The 23,375-nt window shown below is 51.6% G+C and carries 19 protein-coding genes; 10 read left to right on the top strand and 9 right to left on the bottom strand.

The window, feature by feature from the left end; translation table 11 throughout:
* Positions 1 to 16: 16 nt before the first annotated feature.
* Positions 17 to 232, top strand: coding sequence for a zinc ribbon domain-containing protein (locus GHC22_RS06520; RefSeq protein ID WP_003835160.1), 216 nt, complete (start codon positions 17 to 19; stop codon positions 230 to 232).
* On the opposite strand, the gene xseA is transcribed toward GHC22_RS06520, so the two are convergent.
* The gene (gene xseA / locus GHC22_RS06525; RefSeq protein WP_153752490.1) at positions 229 to 1,602 is read right to left on the bottom strand and encodes an exodeoxyribonuclease VII large subunit; all 1,374 of its coding nucleotides are present in this window, start codon (positions 1,600 to 1,602) and stop codon (positions 229 to 231) included. The two genes, GHC22_RS06520 and xseA, sit on opposite strands and share 4 nt — an antisense overlap.
* A 160-nt stretch (positions 1,603 to 1,762) precedes the next feature.
* On the opposite strand from xseA, the gene guaB reads away from it, so the two are divergent.
* Both guaB and guaA read left to right on the top strand, forming a co-directional pair.
* Positions 1,763 to 3,229, top strand: coding sequence for an IMP dehydrogenase (gene guaB / locus GHC22_RS06530; RefSeq protein WP_003037756.1), 1,467 nt, complete (start codon positions 1,763 to 1,765; stop codon positions 3,227 to 3,229).
* A 63-nt stretch (positions 3,230 to 3,292) separates the two neighbouring features.
* The gene (gene guaA, locus GHC22_RS06535; protein ID WP_003037760.1) at positions 3,293 to 4,870 is read left to right on the top strand and encodes a glutamine-hydrolyzing GMP synthase; all 1,578 of its coding nucleotides are present in this window, start codon (positions 3,293 to 3,295) and stop codon (positions 4,868 to 4,870) included.
* Between the two features lie 134 nt (positions 4,871 to 5,004).
* On the opposite strand, the gene mscS is transcribed toward guaA, so the two are convergent.
* Together mscS and GHC22_RS06545 are read right to left on the bottom strand one after the other, a co-directional pair.
* The gene (mscS, locus tag GHC22_RS06540) at positions 5,005 to 5,883 is read right to left on the bottom strand and encodes a small-conductance mechanosensitive channel MscS (protein ID WP_153752491.1); all 879 of its coding nucleotides are present in this window, start codon (positions 5,881 to 5,883) and stop codon (positions 5,005 to 5,007) included.
* Positions 5,884 to 6,247: 364 nt separating this feature from the next.
* The gene (locus GHC22_RS06545) at positions 6,248 to 6,451 is read right to left on the bottom strand and encodes a YfgG family protein (protein ID WP_008785446.1); all 204 of its coding nucleotides are present in this window, start codon (positions 6,449 to 6,451) and stop codon (positions 6,248 to 6,250) included.
* 350 nt (positions 6,452 to 6,801) lie between these two features.
* Between GHC22_RS06545 and GHC22_RS06550 the strand changes: the two genes are divergently transcribed.
* Positions 6,802 to 9,072 (top strand): sensor domain-containing phosphodiesterase, encoded by a 2,271-nt coding sequence (locus tag GHC22_RS06550; RefSeq protein WP_153752493.1) that lies wholly within the window; start codon positions 6,802 to 6,804, stop codon positions 9,070 to 9,072.
* Here the strand turns inward: GHC22_RS06550 and ppx are convergent.
* The 4 genes from ppx to purM form a co-directional block, all read right to left on the bottom strand.
* Positions 9,052 to 10,593 carry an exopolyphosphatase gene (ppx, locus tag GHC22_RS06555; RefSeq protein WP_032944195.1) on the bottom strand — a complete coding sequence of 514 codons (1,542 nt, stop codon included), beginning with the start codon at positions 10,591 to 10,593 and terminating at the stop codon, positions 9,052 to 9,054. The two genes, GHC22_RS06550 and ppx, sit on opposite strands and share 21 nt — an antisense overlap.
* A 4-nt stretch (positions 10,594 to 10,597) precedes the next feature.
* Positions 10,598 to 12,664 (bottom strand): polyphosphate kinase 1, encoded by a 2,067-nt coding sequence (gene ppk1 / locus GHC22_RS06560; protein ID WP_032944192.1) that lies wholly within the window; start codon positions 12,662 to 12,664, stop codon positions 10,598 to 10,600.
* A 216-nt stretch (positions 12,665 to 12,880) separates the two neighbouring features.
* On the bottom strand, positions 12,881 to 13,522 hold the full coding sequence (gene purN, locus GHC22_RS06565) for a phosphoribosylglycinamide formyltransferase (protein WP_008785442.1): 642 nt from the start codon (positions 13,520 to 13,522) through the stop codon (positions 12,881 to 12,883).
* Positions 13,519 to 14,556 (bottom strand): phosphoribosylformylglycinamidine cyclo-ligase, encoded by a 1,038-nt coding sequence (gene purM, locus GHC22_RS06570; protein ID WP_020996702.1) that lies wholly within the window; start codon positions 14,554 to 14,556, stop codon positions 13,519 to 13,521. Before purM ends, purN begins: the two co-directional genes overlap by 4 nt.
* 295 nt (positions 14,557 to 14,851) lie before the next feature.
* Between purM and GHC22_RS06575 the strand changes: the two genes are divergently transcribed.
* From GHC22_RS06575 to GHC22_RS06590, 4 genes are all read left to right on the top strand, one after another.
* Positions 14,852 to 16,282, top strand: coding sequence for a 6-phospho-beta-glucosidase (locus GHC22_RS06575; RefSeq protein WP_071446833.1), 1,431 nt, complete (start codon positions 14,852 to 14,854; stop codon positions 16,280 to 16,282).
* Between the two features lie 183 nt (positions 16,283 to 16,465).
* Positions 16,466 to 17,092 (top strand): uracil phosphoribosyltransferase, encoded by a 627-nt coding sequence (gene upp / locus GHC22_RS06580; protein ID WP_003835110.1) that lies wholly within the window; start codon positions 16,466 to 16,468, stop codon positions 17,090 to 17,092.
* A 96-nt stretch (positions 17,093 to 17,188) separates the two neighbouring features.
* Positions 17,189 to 18,478, top strand: a complete 1,290-nt coding sequence (gene uraA, locus GHC22_RS06585) for a uracil permease (RefSeq protein ID WP_003835107.1) — start codon at positions 17,189 to 17,191, stop codon at positions 18,476 to 18,478.
* Positions 18,479 to 18,573: 95 nt separating this feature from the next.
* Complete coding sequence (locus GHC22_RS06590) at positions 18,574 to 19,275, top strand: DnaA inactivator Hda (RefSeq protein WP_211924219.1); 702 nt, start codon at positions 18,574 to 18,576, stop codon at positions 19,273 to 19,275.
* Positions 19,276 to 19,310: 35 nt separating this feature from the next.
* On the opposite strand, the gene arsC is transcribed toward GHC22_RS06590, so the two are convergent.
* Both arsC and bepA read right to left on the bottom strand, forming a co-directional pair.
* Positions 19,311 to 19,670 carry an arsenate reductase (glutaredoxin) gene (gene arsC / locus GHC22_RS06595; RefSeq protein ID WP_153752495.1) on the bottom strand — a complete coding sequence of 120 codons (360 nt, stop codon included), beginning with the start codon at positions 19,668 to 19,670 and terminating at the stop codon, positions 19,311 to 19,313.
* A 123-nt stretch (positions 19,671 to 19,793) separates the two neighbouring features.
* Positions 19,794 to 21,257 (bottom strand): beta-barrel assembly-enhancing protease, encoded by a 1,464-nt coding sequence (gene bepA / locus GHC22_RS06600; RefSeq protein ID WP_008785438.1) that lies wholly within the window; start codon positions 21,255 to 21,257, stop codon positions 19,794 to 19,796.
* Positions 21,258 to 21,483: 226 nt separating this feature from the next.
* Here bepA and GHC22_RS06605 point away from each other — a divergent pair, with 226 nt between their 5' ends.
* Entirely contained in the window at positions 21,484 to 22,548 is a 1,065-nt protein-coding gene (locus tag GHC22_RS06605; RefSeq protein ID WP_003037941.1) for an AI-2E family transporter, read from the top strand.
* A 166-nt stretch (positions 22,549 to 22,714) separates the two neighbouring features.
* Positions 22,715 to 23,374: a nucleoside recognition domain-containing protein gene (locus tag GHC22_RS06610; RefSeq protein WP_032944189.1), complete on the top strand. Its 660-nt coding sequence runs from the start codon at positions 22,715 to 22,717 to the stop codon at positions 23,372 to 23,374.
* Position 23,375 lies beyond the last annotated feature (1 nt).

Below are 23,375 nucleotides of genomic sequence, written 5' to 3' on the forward strand. Positions count from 1 at the left end.
ATTTAAAGGAGTCACCATGTCGATGACCTGCCCGGATTGTCATGCAGAACTGGAACCACAAAACGGTGTGGCACACTGTGAAAACTGTAAAAAAGATATTCCGTTAGAAGCCCGCTGCCCGGAGTGCCATCAGCCACTCCAGGTGTTAAAAGCCTGCGGCGCGGTGGATTACTTCTGTCAGAATGGTCATGGTCTGATTTCGAAGAAACGTGTGGAGTTTGTGCCGGTTTAATCTGGCTTTTTCTTACGCGTTTTCTTTGCCGTCGTTACGCCTTTCACTTCGCTCTCTACCCAGCCGTCTGACAGGCGGGTAGTGAGCACATCACCGGTTTTTACCTGTTTGGTCTGCTTCAGCACTTTGCCGTCGGTCGCGGTAGTGACGCTATAGCCGCGAGCGAGCGTCGAGAGAGGACTCACCGCTTCAAGATGCGTCACCACATTACCGAAGCGTTCTCGCTGTGCACTTAAACGTGCGCGGATATTCTCTGCCAGACGGTACTCCAGTTGCTGAATACGGGTTTGCGCCCGATAAATGCGCGGCTGTGGGTTTTGCTGGCTCAGGCGTTGACTTACGCGCTGTTGGCGCTGATTGGCCTGCTTAATCTTATTCTCAAGAGCGAAATTCATCCGCTGACGCAGCCGCTCCAGCACGGTCTGCTGACGGGCCAGACGCAGTTGCGGATGTTGCTGTTGCAAACGGTGATGAAGCTGGGTAAAGCGACGAGTACGGTTGGCGATGTAGTAGTCCATCGCCATCTCCAGACGCTGCTGGCCATGCTGAATTTGACGCAGTAGTTCCAGTTGATTGCGGCTGACAATTTCCGCCGCTGCCGATGGCGTAGGCGCCCGTAAATCTGCAATAAAATCGGCAATAGTGACATCTGTTTCGTGGCCGACGGCGCTTACCACCGGGATGCGGCTGGCAAAGATTGCCCGTGCTACGCGTTCGTCGTTAAAACTCCACAAATCTTCCAGAGAACCGCCGCCGCGCCCGACGATAAGCACATCACACTCGCCCCGCGCGTTCGCCAGCTCAATGGCGCGAACGATCTGTCCTGGCGCATCGTCGCCCTGGACCGCGGTCGGGTAGATAATAACGGGCAGGGATGGGTCACGACGCTCCAGCACGTGGAGAATGTCGTGCAGCGCAGCCCCGGTTTTCGAGGTAATGACCCCAACGCAGTGAGCCGGAGAGGGTAGTGATTTTTTGAACTGCTGATCGAATAGCCCTTCAGCATGCAGTTTGGCTTTGAGTTGCTCATATTTTTGCTGCAACAAGCCTTCGCCAGCTGGCTGCATGCTCTCAACAATTATCTGGTAGTCGCCACGCGGTTCGTACAACGTAATGTTAGCGCGTACCAGGACCTGCTGACCGTGCTGTGGGCGGAACGTTACCCGTCGATTGCTGTTGCGAAACATCGCGCAGCGTACCTGGGCTGTGTCATCTTTGAGCGTGAAATACCAGTGACCGGAGGACGGCTGAGTGAAATTCGAGATTTCACCGCTGATCCAAACTTGTCCCATTTCCTGCTCAAGCAGCAAACGAACCGTCTGATTTAGGCGGCTTACGGTAAAAATTGAGGTGGTCTGAGAGGATAACATGTGAGCGGGATCAAATTCTAAATCAGCAAGTTATTCAGTCGAAAGTAACATGCTCACAGAGGAGCGCAAGGTTTTTTTGCAAAAAAGTGTGGATGCAATCGGTTACGCTCTGTATAATGCCGCGGCAATATTTAATAACCTCCCAGGTGAGATATTGCCCATGCTACGTATCGCAAAAGAAGCCCTGACGTTTGACGACGTCCTCCTCGTTCCCGCTCATTCTACCGTTCTGCCGAATACTGCTGACCTCAGCACCCAGTTGACGAAAACCATTCGCCTGAACATTCCTATGCTCTCCGCAGCAATGGACACCGTGACGGAAGCGCGCCTGGCAATTGCCCTGGCCCAGGAAGGCGGCATCGGTTTTATCCACAAAAACATGTCCATCGAGCGCCAGGCTGAAGAAGTTCGCCGCGTGAAGAAACACGAATCTGGCGTGGTAACTGACCCACAGACCGTACTACCAACCACTACTCTGCGCGAAGTGAAAGAACTGACCGAGCGTAACGGCTTTGCTGGCTACCCGGTAGTGACTGAAGATAACGAACTGGTCGGCATCATCACCGGCCGTGACGTGCGTTTTGTGACTGACCTGAACCAGCCGGTTAGCGTATATATGACGCCAAAAGAGCGTCTGGTGACCGTTCGTGAAGGCGAAGCGCGCGATGTCGTTTTTGCCAAAATGCACGAAAAACGCGTTGAGAAAGCGCTGGTTGTTGATGACAGCTTCCACCTGCTCGGCATGATCACCGTAAAAGATTTCCAGAAAGCAGAACGTAAACCTAACGCCTGTAAAGACGAGCATGGTCGTCTGCGCGTTGGTGCAGCGGTAGGTGCTGGCGCAGGTAACGAAGAGCGTGTAGACGCGCTGGTTGCCGCTGGCGTAGACGTTCTGCTGATTGACTCCTCTCACGGCCACTCTGAAGGCGTTCTGCAGCGTATCCGTGAAACTCGCGCTAAATATCCTGACCTGCAGATCATCGGCGGTAACGTTGCTACGGGCGCAGGTGCTCGCGCGCTTGCTGAAGCTGGCTGCAGCGCAGTTAAAGTGGGTATCGGCCCTGGCTCCATCTGTACTACCCGTATCGTGACCGGCGTCGGTGTTCCGCAGATCACTGCCGTTTCTGATGCCGTTGAAGCGCTGGAAGGCACCGGTATTCCGGTTATCGCCGACGGCGGTATTCGTTTCTCCGGCGACATCGCTAAAGCGATTGCTGCTGGTGCTGCCGCAGTGATGGTTGGCTCCATGCTGGCGGGTACTGAAGAATCCCCGGGCGAAATCGAACTGTACCAGGGCCGTTCTTACAAATCTTACCGCGGTATGGGTTCTCTGGGCGCGATGTCCAAAGGGTCTTCTGACCGTTACTTCCAGAGCGATAACGCTGCTGACAAACTGGTCCCGGAAGGTATCGAAGGTCGCGTTGCCTATAAAGGTCGCCTGAAAGAGATCATTCACCAGCAGATGGGCGGCCTGCGCTCCTGTATGGGTCTGACCGGCTGTGGTACTATCGACGCGCTGCGAACGAAAGCAGAGTTTGTACGCATCAGCGGTGCGGGTATTCAGGAAAGTCACGTTCACGATGTGACCATCACCAAAGAGTCCCCTAACTACCGCATGGGCTCCTGATAAGTTTCCGCGCCCGGCTATATGCCGGGCGAATTTGTTTCACTTGCCTCGGAATTAGCGTCAATGACAGACAATATTCATAAACATCGCATTCTCATCCTCGATTTCGGCTCGCAGTACACTCAGCTGGTTGCACGTCGCGTACGTGAACTGGGCGTCTACTGTGAACTGTGGGCATGGGATGTTACGGAAGCACAAATTCGCGAATTCAACCCAAGCGGTATCATTCTTTCCGGTGGTCCGGAAAGTACCACCGAAGAAAACAGTCCGCGTGCGCCGGAATACGTTTTCAATGCGGGCGTGCCGGTGTTCGGCGTGTGCTACGGCATGCAGACCATGGCAATGCAGCTCGGTGGTCATGTTGAAGGTTCTAACGAACGTGAATTCGGCTATGCGCAGGTTGAAGTTCAGACCGACAGCGCGCTTGTCCGTGGTATTGAAGACTCCCTGACCGCAGACGGCAAACCGCTGCTGGACGTGTGGATGAGCCACGGCGACAAAGTGACCGCCATTCCGGAAGGTTTCGTGACCGTTGCCAGCACCGACAGCTGCCCGTTCGCTATCATGGCGCACGAAGAAAAACGCTTCTACGGCGTGCAGTTCCACCCGGAAGTTACCCACACCCGTCAGGGCATGCGCATGCTGGAGCGTTTTGTGCGCGACATCTGCCAGTGTGAAGCGCTGTGGACGCCGGCAAAAATTATCGATGACGCCGTTGCCCGCATTCGTGAGCAGGTTGGCAATGATAAAGTTATCCTCGGTCTGTCCGGCGGCGTTGACTCCTCCGTCACCGCGATGCTGCTGCACCGTGCAATCGGCAAAAACCTGACCTGCGTGTTCGTTGACAATGGTCTGCTGCGTCTCAACGAAGCTCAGCAGGTGATGGATATGTTCGGCGACCACTTTGGGCTGAACATCGTTCACGTGGAAGGCGAGCAGCGTTTCCTGGACGCGCTGAAAGGCGAGAACGACCCAGAAGCTAAACGTAAAATCATTGGCCGCGTATTCGTGGAAGTATTCGATGAAGAAGCGCTGAAGCTGGAAGACGTGAAGTGGCTGGCGCAGGGCACCATCTACCCGGACGTGATCGAATCCGCGGCATCTGCCACCGGTAAAGCGCACGTTATCAAATCTCACCACAACGTGGGCGGTTTGCCGAAAGAGATGAAGATGGGTCTGGTTGAGCCGCTGCGTGAGCTGTTCAAAGACGAAGTGCGTAAGATTGGTCTGGAGCTGGGCCTGCCGTACGACATGCTGTACCGTCACCCGTTCCCGGGACCGGGTCTGGGCGTGCGTGTGCTTGGCGAAGTGAAGAAAGAGTACTGCGACCTGCTGCGCCGCGCGGATGCTATCTTCATTGAAGAGCTGCACAAAGCTGACCTGTACAACAAGGTAAGCCAGGCGTTCACCGTGTTCCTGCCAGTTCGTTCCGTTGGTGTGATGGGCGATGGCCGCAAGTACGACTGGGTTGTTTCCCTGCGTGCGGTCGAAACCATCGACTTTATGACCGCGCACTGGGCACACCTGCCGTATGACTTCTTAGGCCGCGTCTCTAACCGCATTATCAACGAAGTGAACGGTATTTCCCGCGTGGTGTACGACATCAGCGGTAAGCCGCCAGCTACCATTGAGTGGGAATGATATCCCTTTCCGTTAGCGGTTTTTTGAACCGGTAATATGCAAAAAACCCTCTGTTTATAGAGGGTTTTTTATTGCACGCATTTCAGAAAATACTTCAGCAAATACTTCAGGCGCATGTTCTGTAGGAAAGTACGCTAATCGACCAGTTGCAGCTGGGGCTGCTGCTGAGGTGTGACATTCTGAATACGCACATCCATCTGTGGATAGGGTAGGTCGATGTGGTTGGCGTCCAGCGCCTCTTTAATGTTTTCCAGCAGATCGTAATAGGTATTCCAGTATTCGATATTGGGCACCCATACGCGCACGTAAAAATTCAACGCTGAAGCGCCCAGTTCGCCCAGACGAACGGTTACCCCACGTTGCTTATCGATGCGGCTGTCCTGCTCGATAATGTGATTAATAACTTGCTTAACCTCTGCAATCCGACTCTGATAACCCACACCAATCACCAGATCGATACGACGAAAAGGGTGACGGGAATAGTTAATGATGTTGTCAGCGATGATCTTACCGTTTGGAATCACCACTTCTTTGCTGTCTGCGGTTAGCAGGGTGGTGGAGAAAATGTGCACCTTTTCTACTGTTCCGGTGACTGCACCAATCTGCACTACTTCTCCGGCGCGAAAAGGCCGCAGGGAAACCAACAGCACGCCAGCGGCAAAGTTGGAAAGCGAGCTTTGTAACGCGAGGCCAATGGCTAGTCCGGCGGCACCGATGACGGCAATAATGGAGGATGTTTCAATACCGATGCGACCTAATGCGGCGACGACGGAAAAGGCGAGGGTAATGTAACGTACCAGCGCGGTGAAGAACTGAATGATCGTTCTGTCGACTTTACGTTTAAGCAGTAACTTTTCCAGCCCACGAGAGAGCAGACGAGCGATAAATTTACCGATAAACAATAAGATCACGGCGGCAACGATATTCCAGCCGAATTGAATGACAGCATCGCTGTGCCCGGCGATCCACTCAAGGCCGCTTCTTATTTTCGGGAATAATAAAGAACCACTCATGGTATTACCCTGTAGAATTTAAAAATGATAACAATTCAAATAACTATTTAATTTTCATGCGAAATATAAATGCTTGCGTCAGTGATATTTGCTGGTGATATTAATTAGCGTTTATTTGAGCACTGTTTGTCTTTTTATGTCCGCTAAACCGGAACGTAAAAATCAGCGCGAATGGTGCGGTGAAGTGGGATGAAAAGATTGTGCATTTGTGCGAAAAATACGGCCGATTATCTGATAATTAAGCGAGAGAGGGGGGATGTGTGTAAAGTTTCATCACTCAAATCCCTTACCGGATGGTTAAATGTCAGGCGATTAGCCATCCGGTAAGGAATCTTAATGCTGGGGGTATCACAGGCGCGAGCGATCAATGTTCGTCGGTTTGTGCAGGAGCTGTCTGTTGCGGCTGAGTGGTCTGCTGAGATTCTTTTTTGTCCTGGTGGTGATGCCACGCACCAATGGCGGAGTAGACGAAGCGTCCGAAGAAGAAGAGAAAGCTGATAAGCAGTACGATCCGGATCATGCGACTGTTAAATCGGTGTCGTTTGCGTAGGCTGGTAACCTGGCTCACAAAAGGTTCCTTGTAGTGTACCCAACTGAGGGCGATACTCACATTAAGGCACACTGTGAGGGAATGGTCAATTCTTCCTTATGTAAAATTGCTTCAGTTGTTTTATCTTCTTATGTTATGGAAATTAATATTATTATTTGCATGAATAATGTATTAACGATAAAAAATAATGAAAAGAGTAATAATTGATGAATGAGGGGGATGTTTTTTGATATGTATCAAGCATCACACTTTGCTGATAACTAAAATCGATGAATCATTGTGATGTATTTTACTTTATCGTTTTAAGGTCAGGTGGGATGCCTGTCTGAATACCCCCTACAGGATGTGTGGGATTCTACTGAGCATCTATGAAACTCAATAAAAATTATATTGGTATTAGAGATAGATGGTGGGCATTACCTCTCATCTTACCTTCTTTGTTGTTGCCTATATTGAGCACTGCCACCACCTATGCCCATATTAGTACGGGGACCGTAATTCTTTTCTACCTGCCGTTAGCGCTGATGATTAGCCTGATGCTTTTTTTTGGCTGGGCGGCATTGCCAGGTATTATCATTTCCATTATCTGGTACAAATATCCGCAGGTCGGGTTATTTGAAACACTTTCAATAATTTCGCACTTTATAGTTACAATCGTGCTTAGCTGGGGAGGATATAAAGTATTTTCTCCCCGACGAAACAACGTTTCCCACGGCGACTCTCATCTGTTGTTTCAGCGTATGTTCTGGCAGGTCTTCTGCCCGGCAACGCTGTTTCTGATACTCTTCCAGTTTGCTGCATTTGTGGGTGTTTATGAAAGCAAATCCGGCATGGTGTGCGTTATGCCCTTCAATACAGGCACATTGATCAACTATCAGTCCATACTCGCGGGGAATCTTGTAGGTGTGCCGCTGTGTTATTTCATCATTCGAACAATTCGCAACCCCTTGCACCTGAGAGGCTATTTTTCTCAGTTAAAGCAGCAGTTTGATACCAAAGTGACTAAAACAGAGTTTGCGGTCTGGTTGATTATATTGACTGTGCTAATGGCAATGTTGTGTATGCCGCTCAATGAACAAAGCTCAATATTCAGCACGAATTATACACTGTCACTGTTACTGCCTGTCATGCTGTGGGGGGCAATGCGTTACGGTTATAAATTTATTTCGTTGATATGGGCGGTCGTACTTATTACCGCAATTCATTATTATCAGCGCTATATGCCCTGGTATTCGGGTTATGATACGCAGCTTGCCATTACCTCATCAAGTTATCTGGTTTTTTCCTTCATCGTGAATTTCATTGCTGTCCTGGCAACGCGTCAACGTTTTGTTACCCGGCGCAACCATCGCCTGGCCTTCTTTGACCCTATGGTGCATATTCCGAATTTGCGCGCTTTGAACCGGGATTTGAAAAACGCGCCATGGTCAGTGCTTTGCTTTTTGGGTGTTCCGGGCATGGAGCTGCTGGTGAAAAATTACGGCATTATGCTGCGTATCCAGTACAAGCAAAAACTGGCTCAGTGGATAACACCGTTGCTTGAACAGGATGAGCATGTCTATCAATTGTCAGGTAATGATTTAATCCTGCGTTTTAACACTGAGCTACACCAGGAACGCATTGAAGCACTGGACAGGCATATCAAGCAGTTTCGTTTTGTCTGGGACGGAATGCCTTTGCAACCGCAGGTTGGGATCAGCTTTTGCTATGTCCGTTCTCCTGTTAACCATATCTATTTGTTGCTGGGAGAGTTAAGTACCATTGCCGAATTATCGCTGGCAACCAATTCACCAGAGAATTTGCAGCGGCGTGGTGTGATGCACCTGCAACGCGACCTGAAAGATAAAGTTGCGATGATGAACCGTATTCAGCAGGCGCTGGAGAACAATCGCTTTTTCCTGAAGGCGCAGCCGATTTTTGGCGTGCGTGGCGACGTTTATCACGAAATCCTCCTGCGGCTTGAGGGGGATGACGGTGAAACTATTGCCCCTGATAACTTCTTGCCGGTAGCCCATGAGTTTGGTTTGTCATCCCGTATCGATCTGTGGGTGATTGAAAATACGTTGAAATTTATGGCGCAGAATCGGGAAAAAATGCCCGCCCACCGGTTTGCTATCAACTTATCACCTACCTCAGTATGTCGCGCGCGACTTCCTAATGACATCAATCAGTTACTGAATAAGTACAAGGTTGAAGCATGGCAACTTATCTTTGAAGTGACGGAAAGCAATGCCTTGACCAATGCGGAACAGGCACAGGCAACGTTGCTGCAGCTGCAATCACTGGGCTGTCAGATTGCGATTGATGATTTTGGTACTGGGTATGCCAGCTATGCGCGGCTGAAAAATGTGAATGCCGATATCCTGAAAATTGACGGTAGCTTTATTCGCAATATTGTTTCGAACAGCCTCGACTACCAAATCGTGGCCTCTATTTGCCATCTTGCGCGGATGAAAAGAATGCTGGTGGTTGCGGAGTACGTCGAAAGCGAAGAAATACGCAGTGCGGTGATTTCGCTGGGGATTGATTACATGCAGGGGTATCTGATTGGTGAGCCACTGCCGTTGAGTGAAACTCTGGAAAAGCAGGTGCCAGATGAACTGACACCTGCTGAGATCTTATGCGGCGATATCGGGTGAGCTCTCTTCTTCAATTTTGAGTCGCCAGCCTGTTACGGCTTCCCAGTATTGCTGCTCTTTCTCCAGATCGAGCAGCACCAGCGCATTTTGGCTAAACCAGTCATGCGGGAAGCGTAAGGTCCAGTGGCTGTCGTCGGTAATCAGGGTCAAAGTCGGCGGTGTGGTGGTCGCCTGACGCTGATTATTCAACAGCACGCCCAGGCGCAGCAGCTGAATTAACGGCAGAAACTGTTTCTTCTTAAACAGCGTAAAGCGGGGCAAGTCGTCGAGCTTAATCGCTTTGCGATGATAACGAACTAATGTTGCCATCATCAGCTGTTGTTCCTGATTGAAACCAGGTAGATCGCTGTTTTGTAAGATATATGCAGAGTGGCGATGCAGACCGCTGTGGTTGATGTTCAGCCCAACCTCATGCAGCATTGCTGCCCAACGCAGTAACGCTTCCAGTTGGGGATTGGCCAGCTTTGGCTGCTGCGTATGCCACTGGTCGTACATTTGCATCGTCGTTTCCAGCACGCGCCGGGCCTGTTCGCTGTCAATGTTGTACTGGTTCGCCAGGCTGCTGGCGGTACGGCTGCGAACGTCCTGGTGGCGAAAACGGCCTTCCATCTCGTACAGCACGCCTTCACGTAACGCACCATCAGAAAGGCGAAGTTCGCGAATAGCTAACGCGTCAAAAACGCCGCACAGAATCGCGAGTCCGGGTACAAACACTGCTTTTCTTTCTTCTGACAACCCCGGCAAGCTGAGCGCATCAAATGACGCGTGCTTCAACACTTCAGATGTCAGCTTGTCCAGACGTTCGGGGGTGATAAAACCGTCTTTTTCACCCATCTCCAGCAGCACTTCATGGGCTGCTTTAATGGTGCCCGATGCGCCCAGCGCAACGTTCCAGCCCTGAATGCGAAACTGCCAGGTTAAGGTTTCGAGCTTTTGCGCAGCCGCCATGCGGGCACGCTGGAAGTTTTCGCGGTTAATTACACCGCGCGGGAAATACATCTGGGCAAAGCTGACGCAACCCATACGGCGGCTTTCGACCAGTTTAGGCTCGAAATCTTCTCCGATCACCAGTTCTGTTGAGCCGCCGCCGATATCGATAACCAGCTTGCGACCTTTTTCCGGCTGCGTATGTTCAACGCCCATAAAGATCAATCGGGCTTCTTCGTTGCCGGAAATAATCTCAATTGGGTAGGGGATGACTTTTTCCGCTCGCTTGAGAAAATCAGTCGCATTCAGTGCCTGACGCAAAGTATGGGTTCCCACGATACATACGCTTGATGGAGGAAACCCCTGCAAACGTTCGGCGAACAGTGATAAACAGCTTAGCCCGCGCTCCATGGCCTCTTCGCTCAGCTTGTTATCTTCGCCGAGGCCATCCGCCAGATGTACGCGTTGTTTCAGTCGCCCAATAATTTGCATTGCGCCATCAACCACGCGGGCAATGACCATATGGAAACTGTTTGAACCAAGGTCGACCGCAGCAAATTCCTGCGGTCGTGGAGTCTTGTCGTGTATTGGCATATCTTTAGTCAGGTTGCTCGAGTGATTTGATGTAATCGTAAATCGCCAATTGTGACTGAACCTTACGGCGGTTTCCGCGCGGTACGTAGCGATTACTCAGTTCTTTATCAATAAAGCGGGCTTTCACCGTGTCGCTGAACAGGATATCGATAATATCCAGCACGCGTTGCTTAAGGCGCGGGTCAAGAAGCGGTGTGGCAACTTCGATACGATAGTCGATGTTTCTTGTCATCCAGTCAGCGGAGGAGAGATACACCTGCTTGTCACCTCCGTTCTCGAAGATATAGACCCGGTCATGTTCAAGATAGCGATCAACGATGCTGATAACGCGAATATTGTCGCTGATACCTTCCAGATTCGGAATCAAAGAACACATACCACGAATCAACAAATTGACCGGCACACCAGAGCTTGAGGCCGCATAGAGGCGGTCAACCAGACCTTTATCGACCAGGTTATTCAGTTTTAGTGTAATGCCGGAAGGCAGTCCTTGCTGCGCGTTGGCGATTTCTTTGTCGATCATCGCGTACAGCAGACGGCGTGAGTTCTGCGGGGAAACCAGCAGATAATCGAACGTCACCGGGCGATACGGGTTCTCGATGAAGTTAAACACCCGACGCACTTCGTTGGTAATGCGCGAATCGGCAGTTAGCAACGAGTAGTCGGTATAAAGGCGTGCCGTTTTTTCGTTGAAGTTCCCCGTCCCGATATGCGCATAGCGCACGACTTCATCACCTTCTTTACGCGAGATAAGGAACAGTTTGGCGTGAATTTTCAGGCCTGGCGCGGAGAAGATGACGTGAACGCCTGCTTCGGTAAGACGCTTGGCCCAATGGATGTTGGCTTCTTCATCGAAGCGGGCCTGCAATTCCACCACCACGGTGACTTTCTTACCGTTGTGCGCGGCATGGATCATTGAATCTATGATGCGTGAATCTTTTGCCACACGGTAGATGTTGATCTTTATAGCCAGCACGCTCGGGTCGAAAGAGGCCTGGCGCAGCAGTTCAAGAACGTGCTCAAAGGTGTGATAGGGGTAATACAGCAGCACGTCGCGTTCGCGAACGGCGTCAAAGCCGTTACGAAACTTCTCGTTGTCGAACCAGATATGGCGCAGACGCGGCAGCGGTTTGTTCACCAGGTTAGCTTTGCCAACGTTAGGGAAGTTAATAAAGTCTTTGAAGTTATGGTAACGCCCGCCGGGAACAATCGAGTCGTAGCGAGAAATCGTCAGTTTTTCACGCAGTACTTCGACCAGTGCATTGGGCATGTCACGCTGATAGACAAAACGTACAGGTTCTGCGGTCAGACGCTGTTTCAGGCTGGATGACATCAGCTCCATCAGGCTCGATTCCATCTCGTGCACCAAATCGTATTCGGCGTCACGGGTCATTTTCATCGAATAGGCGTTCAGTGCGTCGTAGTCAAAGAACCCTTTGAAAATGTCGTCAAGGCAGTAACGTAAGATGTTGTCCAGCAGGATCATCGGTTTGCGACGGCGCGGGGTTTCCGGCGGCAGATTCACAAAACGAGGAACCTTGTCGGAAGGAATTTCCAGCAGCGCGTAGCGGATCGTATCGCCACGGATAATTTCTACCGCCAGATAGGTGTAGTCATCTTTCAAAAACTGGACTAAATCCGTCTCGCGGTTAATCAGGATCGGCGTGATGTGCTGGCGAAGATATTGCTTAAAGTAATGACGCAACCAGCTTTGCTGATTGACCGACAACTGGCGTTCGTTGATTAAGAAAATCTGATTGCGCGCCATTTCCAACAGCAACTCGTTGTACAGGCCGTCAAATTCCTGATCGGCTTTTAATACGCGGGCCTGGATTTTGCCTAACAAATGGCGGGAGTGAGAGTTTGAACCCTGTTCTTCGCTAATAATGATTCGGCGCTTCAGTTCGGCAAAACGAACCTTATAAAACTCGTCGAGATTATTGGAATAGATACCTAAGAAACGCATCCGTTCGATCAACGGGTTTGACTTATCAGCAGCTTCCTGGAGTACACGTTCGTTGAACGCTAACCAGCTGAGTTCTTTCTCGATGTATAGCTTTTCCTGACCCATTACCACTTTTACTCCGTTTCATTCACGGGACACTACCGATTTATTATGGCGAGCATTGCTCTCAGATGTCCAACTGTGCCAGAAAAATATGACAATAAACCGTCTGATAGCAAAGAGAAAGGGGGAGCGTAGATGAATACCGGTGGTATTAACCGGAAAAGGTAGTTATGCCTGTAAGCCGGATGGTGACATTCGGCTTACAGGTTGGTTTTTTTATTATTCGTCGGCGGCGTAGCCTTGTGGAGGCAAACGAACGCCATCCAGCCATGCAGCGTTATCACGCATCTTCAGGCGACCATCGATAAACCAGCTTACCACCAGCGGGTAAATGGTATGTTCCTGAGCCTGAACCCGTGCCGTGACGTCATCTTCGCTGTCGCCTTCAAATACTGGAACTTTGGCCTGGAGAATGACCGGTCCGCCGTCCAACTCATCCGTCACGAAATGGACTGAGGTACCATGTTCTTCATCGCCGTTTTCCAGTACCTGGCGGTGCGTATGCAGGCCGGGATACTTCGGCAATAAAGACGGGTGGATATTCAGCAATCGTTCAGCATAGTGAGCGACAAACGCCGGGCTGAGGATACGCATATAACCGGCCAGCACCACGACATCGGGTGCATAGGCGTCAATCTCTTGTATCAGTTGGCGGTCGAATGCTTCGCGACTGGCAAACTGGGCGGCTTCCAGCGAGTGTGCCGGAATATTCGCTTCGCGTGCGCGCTCAAGGCCGAACGCATCGGCCTTGTTACTGAATACTGCACGTATGGTGCCATTGATTTTTTTCTGTTCGCAGGCGTCGATTATCGCCTGCAAATTACTTCCGTTGCCGGAAATGAGCACCACAATGTTTTTCATTCAATGACCACACGCTGTTCGGAATCAGAAGCTTTGATGATACCGATTTTCCATGCGTTTTCACCTTTCTCATTGAGCAAAGCAAGGGCTTTGTCCACTTCCGGAGCTGGCAGGGCGATAACCATACCTACACCGCAGTTAAAGGTGCGATACATCTCATGCTGGCTGACGTTACCCGCCGTTTGCAGCCAGTTGAAGACGGCTGGCCACTGCCATGAAGATTCGTCGATCACTGCCTGCGTGTTGTCTGGCAGAACGCGTGGAATATTTTCCCAGAAGCCGCCGCCGGTCAGGTGGGCAATGGCGTGCACATCAACCTTCTCGATCAGTTCCAGAATGGATTTCACGTAAATGCGGGTAGGGGCCAGTAAGTGATCGGCCAGCGGCTTGCCTTCAAGCTCGGTGGTTTCTGGGTCACAACCGCTGACTTCTACAATTTTACGCACCAGAGAGTAGCCGTTGGAGTGCGGGCCGCTGGAGCCGAGTGCAATCAGTACGTCACCGTCAGCCACTTTTGAACCGTCGATAATCTCTGATTTTTCGACGACGCCAACGCAGAAACCTGCCACGTCGTAATCTTCGCCGTGGTACATCCCCGGCATTTCAGCTGTTTCCCCACCGACCAGCGCACAGCCGGACTGCAGGCAGCCTTCGGCAATCCCGTTAATGACGCTGGCTGCGGTGTCCACATCCAGTTTGCCGGTTGCATAGTAGTCGAGGAAGAACAGCGGCTCAGCGCCCTGAACCACGAGGTCGTTGACGCACATTGCGACGAGGTCAATGCCGATAGTGTCGTGGCGTTTCAGATCCATCGCCAGACGCAGTTTTGTACCAACGCCATCAGTGCCGGAAACCAGTACCGGTTCACGATATTTTTGCGGCAATGCGCACAGCGCACCGAAGCCACCCAGACCACCCATAACTTCCGGACGACGAGTTTTCTTTACTACGCCTTTGATTCGATCAACCAGAGCATTACCTGCATCAATATCAACACCGGCATCTTTGTAGCTAAGAGAGGTTTTATCGGTCACTGCCTGCTTCCCCACATGTTTACTTGCAGTAAAAGTTAAATTCGGCGCAATTCTAACAGGGAAAGCAAACGTTTGCGAGCCTGCTCTGCATCAAGTTTTATCTGCTGGTTTTTTCAGCATTTTACAATCATTTATCTATTTGTTTGAGCTGCGCCACGAAAATGAAACCGGGGACAGTCTTGTGCTTGAATCCTGTTAGCCGAATGCACAGTATCGTACTGAAACCGGTTTCTGTTTTCTGTTGCGGACCTCATCAACAGCGTTTTGCGCAGAGTCATCACGATAGGGGAAGGGTATGTCAGGATTTAAAGCAGATTTCATGTGGGGTGGTGCTGTCGCTGCTCATCAACTGGAAGGTGGCTGGCAGGAGGGCGGAAAAGGCGTCAGCGTTGCCGATGTCATGACCGCGGGAGCGCATGGTGTGGCGCGTGAAATTACCGACGGTGTGATTGCCGGTAAAAATTACCCTAACCATGAGGCCATCGATTTTTATCATCGCTATAAAGACGACATAAAGCTGTTTGCCGAAATGGGGTTTAAATGTTTTCGCACCTCTATTGCCTGGACACGTATTTTCCCCTTAGGCGATGAAGAACAACCCAATGAGGCTGGCCTACAGTTCTATGATGACCTGTTTGACGAATGCCTGAAATACGGCATTGAGCCGGTGATTACGCTGTCGCATTTTGAGATGCCTTACCATCTGGTGACGGAGTACGGCGGCTGGCGCAACCGCAAGCTTATCGATTTCTTTGTCCGTTTTGCCAGGGTGGTATTCACTCGTTACCAGCACAAAGTGAAGTACTGGATGACGTTTAATGAGATTAACAACCAGGCAAATTATCACGAAGATTTCGCGCCCTTTACTAACTCAGGTCTGAAATACCAGCCTGGCGAAGACCGCGAGCCGGTCATGTACCAGGCGGCGCACTATGAGCTGGTGGCAAGCGCGCTGGCGGTAAAGGTCGCGCGTGAGATTAACCCGGAATTACAAATAGGGTGCATGATTGCCATGTGTCCTATCTATCCGCTGACCTGCGCGCCAGACGATATGATGATGGCGATGAATGCCATGCACCGGCGTTACTGGTTTACTGACGTCCATGTGCGCGGCAAATACCCGCGGCATCTTCTCAACTACTTTGCCCGTCGTGGCTTTGAACTGGATATCACCGAGGAAGACCGTCAGGCGCTGGCCAAGGGCTGCGTTGATTACATCGGCTTTAGCTATTATATGTCTTTCGCGACCCAGGCAACGGCGGACAACCCACAGCTGGATTACGACGAGTCGAAAAGCCTGGTTTCCAACCCGTACGTGCAGAAATCGGACTGGGGCTGGCAGATTGATCCGGTTGGCCTACGTTATTCACTGAACTGGTTCTGGGATCATTATCAACTGCCACTATTTATTGTGGAGAATGGATTTGGCGCCATTGATGTGCGCGAGGACGATGGTACAGTTAACGACCAGTACCGTATCGACTACCTTGCCGCCCACATACGTGAGATGAAAAAAGCGGTGGTGGAAGATGGCGTGGATCTGATGGGATATACCCCGTGGGGCTGCATTGATTTAGTCTCTGCCGGGACAGGGGAGATGAAAAAACGCTACGGGTTTATCTATGTCGATAAAAATAATGACGGTAGCGGGACATTAACGCGCTCACCTAAAAAATCTTTTTCGTGGTATCAAAAAGTCATCCAGACCAATGCTGAATATCTTTAAAATTCATTGCATTGACAGCAAGCCCCGCCATCAGTGCGGGGCTTGTTTTATACTCATCATTCAGACGCAAATAACTTTGGTTGATCCATATCAAGCGTATGCAGTGTTGCGCCAGAGAGGAAAAGCGGTATAATCCGGCGATTTTTTTTGTGGTTGCCATTCGTCTGAGGAAAGGAGAAGAGTATGAAGATCGTGGAAGTCAAACACCCACTCGTCAAACACAAGCTGGGACTGATGCGTGAAAACGACATCAGCACTAAACGCTTTCGTGAACTCGCCTCGGAAGTTGGCAGTCTGCTGACTTATGAAGCAACCGCTGGTCTGGAAACCGAAAAGGTGACCATTGAAGGCTGGAACGGTCCAGTTGAAGTTGACCAAATCAAAGGCAAAAAAATCACCGTTGTGCCTATCCTGCGTGCGGGTCTGGGCATGATGGAAGGCGTTCTGGAAAACGTTCCGAGCGCGCGTATCAGCGTTGTTGGTATGTACCGTAACGAAGAGACGCTGGAGCCGGTTCCGTATTTCCAGAAGCTGGTTTCTAACATCGATGAGCGTATGGCGCTGATCGTTGACCCAATGCTGGCAACCGGCGGCTCTGTTATCGCCACTATCGATCTGCTGAAAAATGCAGGCTGCACTAGCATTAAAGTGCTGGTCCTGGTTGCGGCACCGGAAGGTATCGCGGCACTGGAAAAAGCGCACCCGGATGTGGAGCTGTACACCGCCTCCATCGATCAGGGACTGAACGAGCACGGATACATTATTCCGGGGCTCGGCGATGCCGGCGATAAGATTTTTGGTACTAAGTAAACGAATAAGTGAAAAGAAGCCGACTTTAAGAGTCGGCTTTTTTTTGAATAAAACAACCCAATGGCTAATAACAAACAACACTCAGAGGAAAACACTATGACGCGCCGTGCTATCGGGGTGAGTGAAAGACCGCCGCTTTTACAGACAATCCCGCTTAGTTTGCAGCACCTGTTCGCCATGTTTGGCGCAACGGTACTGGTGCCAGTCCTGTTCCACATCAACCCGGCTACCGTTCTGCTGTTTAACGGCATTGGTACGTTGCTGTATCTCTTTATTTGTAAGGGTAAAATTCCCGCATATCTGGGTTCAAGCTTTGCATTTATTTCCCCGGTACTGCTGCTGCTGCCGTTAGGGTATGAAGTGGCGCTGGGCGGTTTCATTATGTGTGGCGTCCTGTTCTGCCTGGTTTCTTTCATTGTTAAGAAGGCAGGAACCGGCTGGCTGGATGTCATGTTCCCGCCTGCGGCGATGGGCGCAATCGTTGCCGTCATCGGTCTGGAGCTGGCTGGCGTTGCTGCGGGTATGGCGGGGTTACTGCCTGCTGAAGGGCAATTACCGGATTCAAAAACCATCATCATTTCTATGGTGACGCTGGCGGTAACGGTCTTTGGTTCCGTATTGTTCCGCGGTTTTATGGCGATTATCCCGATTCTGATCGGGGTGCTGGCCGGTTATGCGCTCTCCTTCGTGATGGGCGTTGTGGACACTACGCCGATTGCGCAGGCCCACTGGTTCGCGCTGCCGACGTTCTACACGCCGCGTTTTGAATGGGTTGCCATTCTGACCATCCTGCCAGCGGCGCTGGTGGTCATCGCTGAACACGTCGGGCACCTGGTGGTAACGGCGAATATCGTGAAAAAAGATTTGATTCGCGATCCTGGCCTGCATCGTTCTATGTTTGCCAACGGTCTGTCTACGGTAATCTCTGGTTTCTTCGGCTCTACGCCGAACACCACGTACGGCGAAAATATCGGCGTAATGGCGATTACCCGCGTTTACAGTACCTGGGTTATCGGCGGTGCGGCAATTTTCGCCATTCTGCTCTCCTGCGTGGGTAAACTGGCGGCGGCGATCCAAATTATCCCACTGCCGGTTATGGGCGGCGTATCACTGCTGCTGTACGGTGTGATTGGTGCTTCTGGTATTCGCGTACTGATCGAGTCGAAGGTTGACTATAACAAGGCGCAGAACCTGATCCTGACCTCGGTTATTTTGATCATCGGCGTAAGTGGCGCGAAAGTTCACATCGGTGCCGCAGAGCTGAAAGGCATGGCGCTGGCGACCATCGTTGGTGTCTGTCTGAGCCTGATTTTCAAAGTTATCAGCCTGCTGCGTCCGGAAGAAGTCGTGCTTGACGCGAAAGATGCAGACAGTCCGCAACAGTAAATCTCTGACCGGGCGGCAGCGCTGCCCGGTTCTATCGCGACGTATTTCTGTGTTAAACTCGACGCGATTTTATGAAATCCTGGGTTGAGGTATCTCTGAACACACCGGCACAGCTCTCTTTGCCACTTTATCTTCCTGACGACGAAACTTTCGCAAGTTTCTGGCCGGGGGATAACTCCTCTTTACTGGCTGCACTGCAAAACGTGCTGCGTCAGGAACATAGCGGGTATATTTATCTCTGGTCGCGTGAAGGCGCTGGCCGTAGTCATTTGCTGCATGCAGCCTGTGCAGAACTCTCCGCGCGCGGCGATGCGGTAGGCTACGTGCCGCTCGACAAACGCACCTGGTTCGTCCCCGAGGTGCTCGACGGGATGGAGCATTTATCGCTGGTTTGCATTGATAACATCGAATGTGTGGCCGGTGATTCGCTGTGGGAAATGGCGATCTTTGATCTCTACAACCGTATCCTGGAGTCGGGGAAAACGCGTTTGCTGATCACCGGCGATCGTCCGCCAAGACAGCTGAATCTGGGGTTGCCGGATCTCGCCTCACGCCTGGACTGGGGGCAAATCTACAAGCTACAACCGCTTTCCGATGAAGATAAGCTGCAGGCGTTGCAATTACGCGCCAGACTTCGTGGATTTGAACTGCCGGAAGATGTGGGACGTTTTCTGCTAAAGCGTCTGGATCGTGAAATGCGAACGCTGTTTATGACGTTGGATCAGTTAGATCATGCGTCGATCACCGCCCAGCGTAAGCTGACCATTCCGTTCGTAAAAGAAATTCTGAAGCTGTAAGCGCCGCAGCCGAGAAGACTGCGGCAGGTTGCAGGTTAACCGACGATTTCCAGTACCTGCTCAGGCGGGCGTCCAATTCGAGCCTGACCTTTGGCAACCACAATCGGGCGCTCCATCAGTTTCGGGTTTTCCACCATTGCCTGAATCAGCGCATCTTCACTCAGATTTTTGTCCGCCAGGTTAAGCGATTTATAGAGATCCTCTTTCTGGCGCATCAGTTCACGCGCGCTGACCATACCGAGCATTTGCAGCAGTTCGCGCAGGGTTGCTGCGTCAGCCGGCGTTTCCAGATACAACACCACTTCCGGGTCCACGCCGTTGGACTTCAGTAATTCCAGCGTTTCACGGCTCTTGGAGCAGCGTGGGTTATGGTAGATTTTAATCGCGTCTGACATGACTTCTCCTTGCATAACAATACTGCCGGATGGCGGCCAAAAGACCTTATCCGGCCTACATATTGCGTCTGACGTAGGCCGGATAAGACGCTACAGCGTCGCCATCCGGCAAAGGTTCGATAATTACATCTTCGTGTACGGTTTAAAGCGTTCTTGCAGCTGGCGTAGCTGGTCAATACGGGCATCGTATCTGGCCTGCTGCTGGCTACCCAGTTTCACCTGAGAGCTTGCGCTGCTGAGCATCGAAATAGCCTGATCCAGACGTCCCGCGAGGGCATACCCCTCCGCGCGCGCCGCCAGCTCCTGATCGCGGTTGCTCAGGTTGGCTTCCGTTTGCGCTAACAGATCCCAGCCGTTAGGGTCATCTTTATGGTTAAACGTATAGCGATTCAGGATGGTCGCCGCCTCTTTGGCTTGTCCACCCTGTAAATAGGCATTCGCCAGGTTGAGCTGCAGAACCGGGTTAGTGCGCAGGTCGCGGGCGTTTTTCAGGCGGTTAATGGCATCACTGGTTTTCTTCTGGCCGAGATCGATATCCGTTGCCAGGTCGAGATACCAGGCATTGTTAGGATCTGCCGCCAGCAGCGGTTGCAGCGCTTTACGCGCCTCGTCGTATTTACTGGCTTCCATCGCCTGCAATGCCCGGCCATACTGCGCCGCACGTTGCTCACGTACGTTGCCTTTCGACCAGCTACTCAGCAGGTCATCGGTCAACTGGTTACGACCAGAGTTGTACATGCCTAAGGTTCGTGCCTTAGCCAGATAAAAATCTTCTGACGACTGGACGACCACCGGGCGCATCTGGTTGGCGCGGTTACGGGCATCAGACAGACGGCTTTCCGGCAGGGGGTGAGTCAGCAAAATTTCCGGCGGACGCGAAGAGTAACGAGCCTGGTCGAGCAGTTTTTCCAGGAACGTTGGCATGGCCTGGGGATCGAATCCCGAGCGTTGCAGCACCTGAATACCGATGCGGTCTGCTTCCTGTTCGTTTTGCTGCGTAAAGCTGATCATTCCCTGACGTGTACCCGCCAGCGTACCGGTCAGCGCCGCCATACCCGCCTGCGGGCTGGCCATTGCTAATAAAATTGAACCTAATGCGCCAACCCACGTTAGCGGTGCGCTGCGTTTCTGATCTTCCATGGCACGCGCCAGGTGACGCTGTGTAACGTGGGAAATTTCGTGCGCCATAACCGATGCCAGCTGGCTTTCGTTGTCGGAATAGCGGAATAGTGCGGAGTGCAGGACAACGTTGCCGCCAAAGAAAGCAAAGGCGTTGATTTCATCGTTGTTAATCAAAAAGAAGGTGAAGGGCGTTTTTACCGAGTCGGCGTGCGAGACCAGACGCATCCCCAGCGCATTAATGTATTGGGTGAGCAATGGATCGTTAATTAATGGCGCACTGCCGCGCAGTTGGCGTACGTAATAATCGCCCATCTGCATTTCCTGTCCTATGGAAAGCGTACTGCCTGCCGACGTTCCCATATCAGGCAGGGTGTCCGCAGTATCAGCAAATGCGGGCGCAACCTGACCGATAGTCAGTGCGGCAATGAGGGTAGCAACCAGGTTTTTTTTCAACTGCCTGAACATAACCTCTGTCCTGTATTCTTTTTTGAGATAGCCATTTGACCGATGCTGTGAAGTATCGTTCACACTCCGCAAGCTTACGGAGTGTAACTGCGAAACCTGACGATGAACACCCAGGAAAAATGTCTTTTCACTTTGCGTAATCAGCCATAAAAAGCGAAGTCTTTTTTGTGACATTTCGATACAATTCGGGATCGCAATCCCGCTATTGGGTTCATGGAAGGGTTTTATGCTCGAAATGTTGATGCAATGGTATCGTCGCCGCTTTAGCGACCCCGAAGCCATCGCCCTGCTGATTATTCTTGTTGCCGGTTTTGGCATCCTGTTTTTCTTTAGCGGTCTTTTGGCGCCGCTGCTGGTCGCCATTGTGCTGGCGTACCTGCTTGAATGGCCGACAGTGCGGCTGGAACATATTGGGTGTTCACGGCGTTGGGCGACATCGATTGTGCTGGTGGTATTTGTCGGTATTTTACTGCTGATGGCCTTTGTGGTGATGCCTGTTGCGTGGCAGCAGGGAATTTACCTGATCCGCGACATGCCCGGCATGCTCAATAAATTGTCTGATTTTGCCGCCACCTTGCCACGACGTTACCCGGCGCTGATGGATGCGGGCATCATTGATGCGATGGCGGAAAATATGCGCTCACGAATGCTCACCATGGGGGATTCAGTGGTGAAATATTCGTTAGCCTCCCTGGTCGGATTACTCACGCTGGCGGTTTATCTGGTGCTTGTCCCGTTGATGGTGTTCTTCCTGATCAAAGATAAAGGCCAGATGCTGAACGCCGTGCGCCGGGTGCTACCGCGTAACCGCGGGCTGGCGGGGCAGGTATGGAAAGAGATGAATCAGCAAATCACCAACTATATCCGCGGGAAGGTGCTGGAAATGGTGGTGGTCGGCGTAGCAACCTGGCTCGGCTTCCTGCTGTTTGGTCTCAACTATTCGCTGCTGCTGGCGGTGTTGGTCGGGTTCTCGGTGCTGATCCCGTATATCGGCGCTTTTGTGGTGACGATTCCGGTGGTTGGCGTGGCGCTGTTCCAGTTCGGGCTTGGCACCGAGTTCTGGAGCTGTTTTGCCGTGTACCTGATAATCCAGGCACTGGACGGCAATTTGCTGGTTCCCGTGCTGTTCTCCGAGGCGGTCAATCTGCATCCACTGGTGATTATTCTCTCCGTGGTGATTTTCGGCGGTTTGTGGGGATTCTGGGGCGTATTCTTTGCGATTCCTCTGGCGACGTTAATCAAAGCGGTAATGCATGCCTGGCCGGATGGTCAGGTCGTTGACGAACCCTAATCTGCAAGATCCGGCGATATCATGTCGCCGGATCTGAACTTGTCTGACCTCTATCCACACTTTCTGAATAATCTCTTCTGCTGTCGTTTTTCTCCGCGTTTGTATTTAACTTGACCATCGTGATGTCTTTTAGTCACACAAGGATTAAGGCCAACAGGAGAACAAAATGGGTCACAGCACACACACGCAGCAAAAGGTGGGATGGGGCGGTTATCTCGCTTTTTTTATTACGATTATTCTTTTTTCCGGCATGTTTGCGAAAAGTACCGAATGGTGGCGGGTCTTTGACTTCACCGTCCTCAACGGTGCGTTTGGGCAGATTAATGCTGCGGGCGACACGGCGGTCTCTTTTCGTGGCACTGGGGGGATGGGGGCAAAAGACGGCTTCTTATTCGCGCTTGAACTGGCGCCTTCCGTCATTCTTTCGCTCGGGATTATTTCCGTCACCGAAGGGTTGGGTGGGTTGCGCGCGGCACAACAGCTGATGACGCCGGTCCTGCGTCCGTTACTGGGCATTCCGGGTATTTGTTCGCTGGCGTTGATTGCGAATTTGCAAAATACCGATGCCGCGGCAGGGATGACCAAAGAAATGGCGGAAGAGGGCATTATCACAGAGCAGGAACGCGCTATTTTTGCCTGCTGGCAAACCAGCGGCAGCGCGTGCATTACCAACTATTTTTCTTCTGGCGCAGCGCTGTTTACGATGGTGACTGTTCCGGTGATTACGCCGCTGGCTGTGATCCTTGTCTTCAAATTTGTGGGCGCGAACCTGTTGCGTGTATGGATCGCGCAGCTGGAAAATCGCCGTATGCAGCAGGAGGCGTGAG

Source organism: Citrobacter sp. H12-3-2 (genome assembly GCF_009649895.1).
Taxonomy (GTDB): Bacteria; Pseudomonadota; Gammaproteobacteria; order Enterobacterales; family Enterobacteriaceae; genus Citrobacter; species Citrobacter portucalensis.